Origin of the sequence: uncultured Oribacterium sp. (genome assembly GCF_902481605.1) — a bacterium.
Taxonomy (GTDB): Bacteria; Bacillota; Clostridia; order Lachnospirales; family Lachnospiraceae; genus Oribacterium; species Oribacterium sinus.
This window is the reverse complement of record NZ_CABSXI010000001.1, coordinates 136442-146796: the sequence shown is the minus strand read 5'-3', so window position 1 is coordinate 146796 and position 10355 is coordinate 136442. Positions and strand designations below refer to the sequence as shown.

General features: G+C 43.7%; 10 protein-coding genes. All 10 read right to left on the bottom strand.

Going from position 1 to position 10355, the window contains the following annotated elements; all coding sequences use genetic code 11:
* Window positions 1-47 precede the first annotated feature (47 nt).
* The gene (locus tag RDQ32_RS00675; protein WP_308578728.1) at window positions 48-503 is read right to left on the bottom strand and encodes a DUF4869 domain-containing protein; all 456 of its coding nucleotides are present in this window, start codon (window positions 501-503) and stop codon (window positions 48-50) included.
* A 217-nt stretch (window positions 504-720) separates the two neighbouring features.
* Window positions 721-3354, bottom strand: a complete 2634-nt coding sequence (gene ppdK, locus RDQ32_RS00670) for a pyruvate, phosphate dikinase (protein ID WP_007157051.1) — start codon at window positions 3352-3354, stop codon at window positions 721-723.
* A 173-nt stretch (window positions 3355-3527) separates the two neighbouring features.
* A complete protein-coding gene (locus RDQ32_RS00665) occupies window positions 3528-4229 on the bottom strand; it encodes a response regulator transcription factor (RefSeq protein ID WP_308578727.1) in 702 nt (233 codons plus the stop codon).
* A gap of 71 nt (window positions 4230-4300) precedes the next feature.
* Complete coding sequence (locus tag RDQ32_RS00660; RefSeq protein WP_308578726.1) at window positions 4301-5347, bottom strand: HAMP domain-containing sensor histidine kinase; 1047 nt, start codon at window positions 5345-5347, stop codon at window positions 4301-4303.
* A gap of 35 nt (window positions 5348-5382) precedes the next feature.
* The gene (gene glf, locus RDQ32_RS00655; RefSeq protein WP_308578725.1) at window positions 5383-6504 is read right to left on the bottom strand and encodes a UDP-galactopyranose mutase; all 1122 of its coding nucleotides are present in this window, start codon (window positions 6502-6504) and stop codon (window positions 5383-5385) included.
* A 142-nt stretch (window positions 6505-6646) separates the two neighbouring features.
* Window positions 6647-7090, bottom strand: coding sequence for a MarR family winged helix-turn-helix transcriptional regulator (locus tag RDQ32_RS00650; protein ID WP_007157055.1), 444 nt, complete (start codon window positions 7088-7090; stop codon window positions 6647-6649).
* Entirely contained in the window at window positions 7091-8005 is a 915-nt protein-coding gene (locus RDQ32_RS00645) for an FAD-dependent oxidoreductase (RefSeq protein WP_308578724.1), read from the bottom strand. It lies immediately after the preceding gene.
* A 165-nt stretch (window positions 8006-8170) separates the two neighbouring features.
* On the bottom strand, window positions 8171-8479 hold the full coding sequence (gene trxA, locus RDQ32_RS00640; protein ID WP_040648759.1) for a thioredoxin: 309 nt from the start codon (window positions 8477-8479) through the stop codon (window positions 8171-8173).
* A 136-nt stretch (window positions 8480-8615) separates the two neighbouring features.
* Entirely contained in the window at window positions 8616-9614 is a 999-nt protein-coding gene (locus tag RDQ32_RS00635) for an ORF6N domain-containing protein (protein WP_308578723.1), read from the bottom strand.
* Window positions 9615-9710: 96 nt separating this feature from the next.
* The gene (locus RDQ32_RS00630) at window positions 9711-10328 is read right to left on the bottom strand and encodes a regulatory protein RecX (protein ID WP_308578722.1); all 618 of its coding nucleotides are present in this window, start codon (window positions 10326-10328) and stop codon (window positions 9711-9713) included.
* Window positions 10329-10355 lie beyond the last annotated feature (27 nt).

The following is a 10355-nucleotide window of genomic DNA, read 5'->3' as shown; positions in this document are numbered from 1 at the left end:
AGCGAATCCGCTTATTTTGTATGACAATGTGGTGCATTCCCTTCATTTTAGAAGTCCTCCAAAGGAATTTTAATAGCTTCCTCTAAATACGCCTTGTAGCTTTTTACCATTTTGCCGGTATTTAAGATAAATGCGGAAAATCCTTCCACAGTGCTAAAATCCATGATGTGATGCAAATTAATGGTTAAATCTTTATGAGACGCAATGGTAGAAATCCACTTGGCGCAATTATCTCCGCAAGCCGATCCATTAAAGATATGTCCGCTGTTATCAAAAGCCATCAGCAAAAGGGTCTTGACTCCCCCGGAAAGCCTTTCAGGGGGAATCGGTCCCAATATCGGACTCTCAATTAGATGGCTACTAACCACCTTGGATTGATCCACATCTTCTATCATTGCCTTTGCCAAGTCCTCTTCCAGCCACTCATCCTCATATTGATTGTTAAAGTATATTGAAGGCGTATAAATTGCATTTTCCATTTCTCCGAAAAAAATCTTTAACAAAGTACTTCCTCCTAAGCTAGAGTCTTGACCACACGATTCTAAGCTATCCTATCACATTTTCCTTAAATCTTGAATTTAAGTTTTTCTTATTCACAGTAATAAAAAAGACGCATCCCTTAAAGGATACGCCTTTTCTATACTTCATTCTTCGAAAAGTACAAACAGCCTTAACATCGTGCTGTACTGACTTTATTTAAGTCTTAACCCGATAAGCCGATTACTTTCTTGGATTCTTAATCTGCGCCTGTGCTGCAGCAAGACGTGCTACCGGCACACGGAATGGAGAACAGGAAACATAATCCAGTCCGATATCATGGCAGAACTCAACGGAAGAAGGATCTCCACCGTGCTCACCACAGATTCCTACGTGTAAGTGCGGATTTACAGGCTTTCCTAACTCGATAGCCATCTTCATCAGCTTTCCTACACCAACCTGATCCAGCTTAGCAAATGGATCGGACTCGAAAATCTTATTGTCATAGTAAGCATTCAGGAACTTTCCTGCGTCATCTCTGGAGAAGCCGAAGGTCATCTGGGTTAAGTCGTTGGTTCCGAAGCAGAAGAAGTCTGCATTCTTCGCAATCTCATCCGCAGTGAGGCAGGCTCTTGGGATTTCCACCATGGTTCCTACCTGGTATGCAAGATTTACGCCGGCCTTCTTGATTTCCTCATCAGCAGTCTCTACAACCACCTTCTTAACAACATTGAACTCCTTCACTTCGGAAGTAAGAGGAATCATGATTTCCGGATTCATCTTCCAATCAGGATGCTTCTTCTGTACGTTGATTGCCGCACGGATAACAGCCTTGGTCTGCATAACGGCAATTTCAGGATAGGTAACAGCAAGACGAAGTCCTCTGTGTCCCATCATCGGGTTGAACTCGTGCAAGGAAGTGATGATGTCCTTGATTTCCTGTACGCTCTTGTTCTTTGCCTTAGCCAGCTTCTCGATTTCCTCTTCCTCCTGTGGAACGAACTCGTGAAGAGGCGGGTCTAAGAAACGGATGGTAACAGGATTGCCCTCAAGTGCCTCATAGAGTGCCTCGAAGTCTCCCTGCTGGTAGGGAAGAATCTTCTCTAATGCTTCTTCTCTCTCTTCCTTGGTGTCGGATACGATCATCTCACGGAAAGCGAAGATTCTTTCGGGATCGAAGAACATATGCTCTGTACGGCAAAGTCCGATTCCCTCTGCACCAAGCTCTCTTGCCTTCTTAGCATCCTGAGGAGTATCCGCATTGGTACGAACGGCAAGCTTTCTATACTTGTCAGCCCAAGCCATGATTCTTCCGAACTCTCCGGCAATGGAAGCATCCACGGTAGGAATAACGCCGTCATAAACATTTCCGGTAGAGCCGTCTAAGGAAATGAAGTCTCCCTCGTGGAAGGTCTTTCCTCCTAAAGTGAACTTCTTATTTGCCTCGTCCATGACAATGTCGCCAAGTCCGGATACGCAGCAGGTTCCCATTCCTCTTGCAACTACGGCTGCGTGAGAAGTCATACCGCCACGAACGGTCAGGATTCCCTGAGCCACCTTCATTCCGGTGATATCCTCAGGAGATGTCTCCAAACGAACCAGGATTACCTTTTCTCCACGTGCTGCCCAAACTTCCGCATCGTCAGCAGTGAACACAACCTTACCGCAAGCAGCTCCGGGAGATGCGCCAAGTCCCTTTCCAAGAGGAGTAGCTGCCTTTAATGCCTTCTGATCAAACTGTGGGTGAAGAAGGGTGTCCAGGTTACGAGGATCAATCATAGCAACTGCCTCTTCCTCGGTACGCATTCCTTCATCTACCAAATCACAAGCAATCTTTAATGCGGCCTGAGCGGTTCTCTTACCGTTTCTGGTCTGCAACATATACAGCTTTCCGTGCTCTACGGTAAACTCCATATCCTGCATATCTCTATAGTGCTTCTCTAAAATCTGACAAACTTCTGTAAACTGCTTGAAGGCCTCAGGGAACTTCTGCTCCATCTCATTGATGTGCATAGGAGTACGAACACCGGCTACTACGTCCTCTCCCTGTGCATTGGTTAAGAACTCACCGAACAATCCCTTTGCTCCTGTTCCAGGGTCTCTGGTAAATGCTACACCGGTTCCGCAATCGTCACCCATGTTTCCGAAAGCCATGGACTGAACGTTTACAGCGGTACCCCAAGAGTAGGGGATGTCGTTGTCTCTACGGTAAACGTTGGCTCTTGGGTTATCCCAGCTTCTGAATACCGCCATGATAGCCCCGTAGAGCTGCTCCTTAGGATCGGAGGGGAAGTCGGAACCGATCTTGGACTTGTACTCTGCCTTAAACTGCTCAGCCAGCTCGTGTAAGTCCTCTGCAGTAAGGTCAACGTCCTGGGTAACGCCCTTCTTTGCCTTCATTTCATCGATAAGCTCTTCGAAGTACTTCTTTCCTACTTCCATAACTACATCGGAGTACATCTGGATAAATCTTCTGTAGCAGTCCCAAGCCCATCTTGGATTGTTGGACTTCTCAGCCAAAACTCTAACAACATCTTCATTTAAACCAAGGTTCAAGATGGTATCCATCATACCCGGCATGGAAGCTCTTGCTCCGGAACGAACGGACACTAACAATGGATTCTCATGATCTCCAAACTTCTTTCCTGTAATCTCTTCCATCTTAAGGATGTGTGCATCGATCTGCTCACGAATCTCGTCATTGATCGTCTTGCCATCCTCATAGTACTGTGTACAAGCCTCGGTAGTAATGGTAAATCCCTGAGGAACCGGTAAACCGATCTTGGTCATCTCCGCCAAGTTCGCTCCCTTACCACCCAAAAGCTCACGCATGCCTGCATCACCTTCTTTGAAAAGGTAAACCCATTTTCTTGCCATTGTGCATCCTCCTTAATCGATTAGGGAAAATGGAAAAAATTTTTTTCATTCCCGTCATTTGAAGTAATTGTCAGATTGTTCGTGATAAAATACGAAAATCATACCTCGTCATTATAAACAAGAATAAAATGATAGTAAAGGGCGGAAACAGGTAAATTCAGCTTTTCTATTTCCTATGCTTTAAAGCGATACCCCACACCCCAGATTGTCTCGATGTATTGAGGCTTCACTGCATTTTCCATCTCAATCTTCTCTCGAAGCTTCTTGATATGTACGGTGACAGTGGCAATATCGCCGATGGACTCCATTTTCCAAATCTCCTGGAACAGCTCTTCCTTGGTGTAGACCCGGTTAGGATGGGCCGCAAGGAAGGCTAAAAGGTCAAACTCTCTGGAGGTAAAGGGTACCTCTTCCCCATTTACAAACACTCTTCTGGCGGTGGTATCAATCTTTAAGCCCCGGATTTCAATGATTTCATTTTCTTCCTTGCCGCTATCCCGAAGTCTTGTGTATCTTGCCAAATGTGCCTTTACTCTGGCCACCAGCTCGCTGGCGGAGAAGGGCTTGGTCATGTAATCATCCGCTCCAAGGCCTAAGCCACGAATCTTATCAATGTCATCTCTTCTAGCGGAAACCAGCAGAATGGGGATATCCTTCTTGCTTCGCACCTCCTGGGTAATGGAGAAGCCGTCTCTTCCCGGAAGCATCAAATCCAGAATCAGAAGGTCATAATTTCCTTCCAAAGCCCTCTTTAAGCCCTTTTCTCCATCTCCCTCCGTCTCCACCTGAAAGCCGGACAGCTCCAAATAGTCTTTTTCCAGCTCTGCGATGGAGGCTTCATCCTCCACAATCAAAATTTTCTTCTTCTCTTCCATAGACTTTCCTTTCTTGCTTCTCTATTTTTTATTTTTCCCTTTTTCTTCTTTTTGGAAATGCTTTAGCTGCCTTAGTGATTTCTTGTTTGAGGAAAGCATTTTCGTAATACAAAATGAATGCTTGTTCCCTCTCCCAATTCACTCTCCGCCCAGATTCTGCCGCCGCTGTCTTCGATAATCTTCTTCACGATGGAAAGACCAATGCCGGAACCGCCGGTTTCCGTATTTCTGGCGGCATCTGTTCGGAAAAATCTTTCAAAAATATTGGGTAAATCTTTTTTTTCGATTCCCTTTCCGTTATCGGAAATCTCCACCTCTACGAAGTCTCCCGCATCGGAAAGCACGAAACGAATCTTGGGTTCTTTCTTATCCATATATTTAATGGCATTGGAAATGATATTGTTCAGTACCTTTCTAAGCTGCTCCGGATCCGCAATCACCTCCACGGATTCTTCCAGCAGAAAGTCCGTTTCGAACCGGTAGCCCATGGCATCCAAATCCATAGCCACCTCCACACTGAAATCCTGAAAATATTCCAAGGCGGGAAGCTGACAAAAATGATAGGGAATCCTGTTGGTTTCTATCTTGGCGTAGTAATTCAATTCATCAATCAGGCGGTTCATCTCCACCGCCTTATGGTAAATGGTTTGGATGTACTTCCGTTTCTTCTCCTCGGTGGAGGCTACCCCGTCCAGGATTCCCTCCGCATATCCTTTGATAGAGGTAATGGGAGTCTTTAAATCATGGGCAATATTGGTGACAAGCTCCCTGTTTTCCTGCTCATCCTTTAACTTTTCTTCCTGATTCTGCTTTAGACGAATCCGCATTTTCTCAAAGGCCTGGGTCAGCTCTCCAAACTCATCGTGGCTTTCCGCCTCCAGACTGAAGTCCAAGTCTCCGTCTCCGATACGTTTGGCAGCGCTTTTCAATTCATCCACCGGCTTCACAATGCCGTTATAAATCCAAGCAATAAAGAACAGTCCTGCAAAAATCAGGATAAAAATTCCCTGACTGATTCGAAGAATCTTCAGAAAGGAGAGGTAAAACAAAAGAATGGGCAAAAGGGTGGTTACCACAAATCCTACCGCCACACGCCCCATAAGTCCTATGGGTTTCATTGTTTCCTCCTTTCCGATTATGCTATTTTTCAATTTTATCCTAATTGCTTCTTGGAAAAGTCCAGGGCGGAGGCAATCACCATATCCATGTCGTAGTATTTGTACTCTCCCAGGCGGCCGCCAAAAAGCACCTTTTCTTCCTTCTCGGAAAGGGCCTTGTACTGCTGATACAAAGCCTGGTTTTTCTCATCATTTACCGGGTAGTAGGGTTCTTCTCCCCTCTTCCACTCTGCACTGTATTCCTTGGAAATGATGGTGGTGGGAATATCCTTTCCTTCCAGATCCTTTCCGAAGGTAAACCACTTATGTTCGATAATCCGGGTATAGGGGCTTTCCTCATCGGTGTAGTTTACCGCGGCATTTCCCTGATAATTCTCCACAGGAAGCTCTTCTACTACGAAGTCCACCTTTCTGTATTCCAGCTCTCCCAAGGAATACTCGTAGAAAGCATCAATAGGGCCGGTAAATATAATCTTCTCCGCCTTTTCCATCCACATTTTCCTATTCTCAAAGAAGTTTTGAGACAGCTCCACAGGGATATCGGAGAGCATATTTTCCACCAGCTTGGTATAGCCTGCCTTGGGAATTCCCTGGTATAGGGCATTAAAGTAGTTGTTATCATAAGTTAGACGTACCGGAAGTCTTTTGATAATAGAAGCTGGAAGCTCCTTACAATCTCTCCCCCACTGCTTCTTGGTATAGCCCTTAATCAGTTTTTCATAGATTTCTCTTCCCACCAGAGAAATGGCCTGCTCTTCCAGGTTCTTTGGTTCGGTGATTCCTGCCGCCTTTCGCTCCGCCTCGATTTTCCCTTTCGCTTCCTCCGGACGGATTACCCCCCACATCCGATTGAAGGTATACATATTAAAGGGCAGGGAATAAATCTCCCCCTTATAATTGGCTATAGGAGAATTGGTAAAGCGGTTAAATTCCGCAAAGCGGTTCACATACTGCCAAACCTCTTCATTGTTGGTATGGAAAATGTGGGCCCCATAGTGGTGAACCATGATGCCATTTTTCTCGTAGCTGTAAACATTTCCCCCGATATGATTCCTTTGGTCAATGACCAGAACCTTCTTTCCCCGCTCCTTTGCCTCTCTAGCAAAAACAGCGCCAAAAAGTCCCGCACCCACTACCAGATAATCAAACTCTGCCATCTATTCCTCCAATCTTGTCTCGAACTGTACACTGCTCCCTATTTTACCAAAGCTTTAGGAAGAACGATAGCGGAAAACAAGTCAACTGACAAAATCTTTACTCTATTAGTCGCTAAACAAAAACCAAAAAGAAAGGAGGACCTTAGTCCTCCTCCAATCCCTCTAAGGTTCTATGCAATAATTTCTTCAATACCTGCATCTCTTCATCACTTAGAGAAATGCATGATCGCATTCCCTCCGGAATGGACAGGGCTTTCTGCTTTAGTGCCTCTCCCTCTGCACTAATGCGCACACAAAGGGCTCTCTCATCCTCCTGATTGCGAGAGCGTGTGAGTAATCCTTTCTGCTCCAATCTTTTCAAAAGGGGTGTCAAGGTTCCGGAATCCAGATATAAAGCTTCTCCCAGATCCTTTACCCGCACTTCTTTTTTCTCCCAAAGCACCATCATGGCAATATATTGGGTATAGGTCAGATCCAGCGGATCCAGAAATGGCTTATATTTTCTTGTGACCTCCTTGGCACAAGCATAAAGGGGAAAACAAAGCTGATTTTCCAGTCTCAAACTTAAGTCGCGATCTACTTTCATTTATAGTCCTTTTTCGTTGATATAGCTTACTGCTGCAAGTCCTGCTACGGCACCGTCGGAAGCCGCTGTTGCCAGCTGGCGGATAGCCTTGGTTCTGCAATCTCCTGCGGTGAAAATGCCGGGAGTCTTGGTCAAGGTACTTTCCCCTGCAGAAATGTATCCCTTACCGTCTAATTCTACCAGTTCAGAGAAGGCCTGATTGTCCGGCGCCTGTCCGATGGCCACAAATAAACCGTCCACCTTCAGGGTTCTCTCTTCTCCATCCTTGTTCGCCACTACAACACCGGTCAAACCGGAGGCATCACTTTCCAGTCTCTTTACGGTGGAATTCAAAACCAGTTCCACATTGGGCTTTGCAACCAAACGATCTACTTCCGCCTTGTCCGCTCTGAATTCGTCCCTTCTGTGAATCACATAAACCTTCTGCACATAGTCGGAAAGGAAGGTAGCATCCTCCACTGCTGTGTTTCCGCCGCCGTTTACCGCTACCACCTTGCCACGGTAGAACATTCCGTCACAGGTTGCACAGTAGGAAATGCCCTTTCCCACCAGTTCCTCTTCCTTTTCCACGCCAAGGCTTCTGTTCTTGGCACCGGTAGCAAGTATTACGGTTTTTCCTTCGTAGCTCTTATCCTTAGTCTTTACTTCCTTGAACTGTCCCTTGTCTTCAATTCCCTCAACCTTCTCAAAAGCAAACTCTGCGCCCAGATTTTTTGCCTGATTATAAAGATTGGTAGCAAACTCAAAACCGGAAATCTTCTGGATGGCCGGATAGTTTTCAATTTCCGGAGTGTTGATAATCTGTCCGCCGTAAGAAGCCTGCTCTAAAACCAATACGCTTTTTCCGGCCCTCAGTCCGTAAATAGCAGCGGATAATCCTGCTGTTCCCGCTCCTACAATGATAATATCATGCATTGTTTTTCTTTCCTTTCTATGACTCTGCTTTTCTACAAGAAAAGGGCGACCGCAGTCACCCTCTTCTTCCCCTCCTTATAGAGGATATATCTTATGACCCAAACTACTCATCTTCCCTAAAGAATAGACTGCTTTCCTTCTTTAAAGAAAATATGCTCCGTTAAATTACTTTAAAAGATCTAAAACCTGTTCCTTCTGAATAAATCCTGTATTCTGCTTGTAGACCTGGCCATCCTTAAATACGATTAAGGTTGGGATAGCACGAACACCGTAGCGAGCCATCAAGTCCTGCTCTTCATCGGCATTAACCGCGTATACCTTAAAGCCCTGTGCCTCAGCTGCAATCTCTCCGATAATTGGAGAAAGCATCTTACAAGGTCCACACCAGTCTGCCCAGAAATCCACTAATACCGGCTCCTTGGACTGTAGTACCTTCTCTTCAAACTCTGCTGCAGTAATATTTGGTGCTGACATATTCATTCCTCCTTAAACAATTATAAAAGTAATTATTGATTTTCTTTACAGGTTTGATTGTACGCAATTAAATAGGATATGTCAAGTTCTCATTTCTAAAGAGTTTATAAAGTACAGAATATCCTCCTGTATAGCATTAAATTTGTAAGTCTGCATTATTTAGCATTCCTTTAAACAGGTCATGATACATATCTCTTAAAGACTCTTCTATTTTGGATATTGTAGATATTTTATTTCCTGCATCTTTCGAAGATGCTCCACAAAAATAAAAAGCTTCATGATTTGTACCATAGTCAATAGCAAGATATCTATCATGATACATTGTTCCTGCGTTTTTTATTTTCAATTGGATGTTGGGATAATCTTGTTTAAAGTCATTTAAAATACTCCGCGTGAGCATATCCTTGTTTTTCAAATTTTCGCTAAAGACTGTAATTTCAACAATATCTTTAGCAGCTCTCAATAATTCCAGTGTTTTTAGGCCTATATAGTTATCAATTAAGAAAATGCTTTTCTTTGCAGACTTATATACTGTAGTATAGGCAAGATCAGCTTCAATCTTCTCTCCGTTCATCAGCAGAAAATGTTTATAGCTATTCGGATCTATAAAGTTATCCATTACTTTTTTAAAGTCTTCCTTCGATGCCAAAGTGCTTATCTTACTATTAAGTGTTGCTATATCTCTGGTATTCTGTGTCGTCTGTGCTGCTACTTGTATAAACGCTTTGGCATCGATAAACTCACTGTTTTCAACAAGGAAATCCTTCATCTGCTTAAACATTCGTATCAATGCCTTGCTTTGTTTTGTGGCAAGTTCCCCTTTTAATACAGTCATTAGCATATAAATTCCTTGTTCTGTAAAAGCGTAGGGGAGATATCTTCTACCGCCAGGGGTTGAGGTGAAATTTTTGCACCTCAAATTCTCAAACTCTACTCGAGTAAGTTGAAACATGAAATCTTCACCTTCAAATTTCTCAATATTGTTTTTTACCTGTCTATTAAAGTATCTTGTCTCATAGCCATATATCTCAGCTAAATCTCCATCAATCATTACTTTTTGACCACGAACAAGATGGATTTTTTCTTTTAAAGCTGTACTCTCTACAATTTTAGTTTCTTTATTTTTCTCAGACATAATAACACCTCATATACCAGAATGATGTTTCATATTAAGCATCAATCATTGTTATTATCCTAATAATTTTATAGTTAAACTTTTAGATTTTATTTTCTACTCCTCCTGTTGCAAATACTCCTGAATCATACTGTAAGAAAATCCCTTTCGAAGGAGGGAGGCCGTAAGCTTCTGTCTTTCCTTCCAATCTGACAGATCCATGTTTCTGCTTTTCTTCTCCAGCCAACGCTTTAAGGCAATCCTTTCCGGCTCATTCTCTCTCTGCTCTTCAAAGGAGCTTTCCTCTCCCTCTTCTCTATGTTTTCTTTGAAAATCCTCCATGGCTTCTCGAATCACAGATCCGTCAACGCCTCTACCATAGAGCTTACTCTGCATATCCTTTGCGGAACGGCGATGAGCATTTTCTTCCAAATATTGCATACAATAGCGATAGTCATTGATGTAGTCGTATTCTTTAAGAAAGGAAATGGTTCTCTCTATAATTTCTTCTGTATAATGCTCGGACTTTTGCAGTTTTTCCCGAAGTCTCCGTTCGGTCTTTGCCGCCCCTGTTAAGAGATAAAGGCTTCTTTCTTTGCATCGGTTATAGAGCCTTTCCTCTTCGGATAGACTTTCTCTTCGTAAGGGATTCAGGACAGTTTCAGCAGGTTTAGTATCCTTTTGTTTCCTCACTTCCTGTTCCCGAAGAAATTCCTCCGGATTCCATTCCTTCAAGTTGTTCCTCCTTTTGTCTACTCTTGA

Coding starts and splice junctions, on each gene's coding strand:
- ppdK (WP_007157051.1), bottom strand. CDS start 3,354: ATGGCAAGAAAATGGGTTTACCTTTTCAAAGAAGGTGATGCAGGCATG.
- RDQ32_RS00665 (WP_308578727.1), bottom strand. CDS start 4,229: ATGGAAGAGAAGAAGAAAATTTTGATTGTGGAGGATGAAGCCTCCATC.
- RDQ32_RS00660 (WP_308578726.1), bottom strand. CDS start 5,347: ATGAAACCCATAGGACTTATGGGGCGTGTGGCGGTAGGATTTGTGGTA.
- glf (WP_308578725.1), bottom strand. CDS start 6,504: ATGGCAGAGTTTGATTATCTGGTAGTGGGTGCGGGACTTTTTGGCGCT.
- RDQ32_RS00650 (WP_007157055.1), bottom strand. CDS start 7,090: ATGAAAGTAGATCGCGACTTAAGTTTGAGACTGGAAAATCAGCTTTGT.
- RDQ32_RS00645 (WP_308578724.1), bottom strand. CDS start 8,005: ATGCATGATATTATCATTGTAGGAGCGGGAACAGCAGGATTATCCGCT.
- trxA (WP_040648759.1), bottom strand. CDS start 8,479: ATGTCAGCACCAAATATTACTGCAGCAGAGTTTGAAGAGAAGGTACTA.
- RDQ32_RS00635 (WP_308578723.1), bottom strand. CDS start 9,614: ATGTCTGAGAAAAATAAAGAAACTAAAATTGTAGAGAGTACAGCTTTA.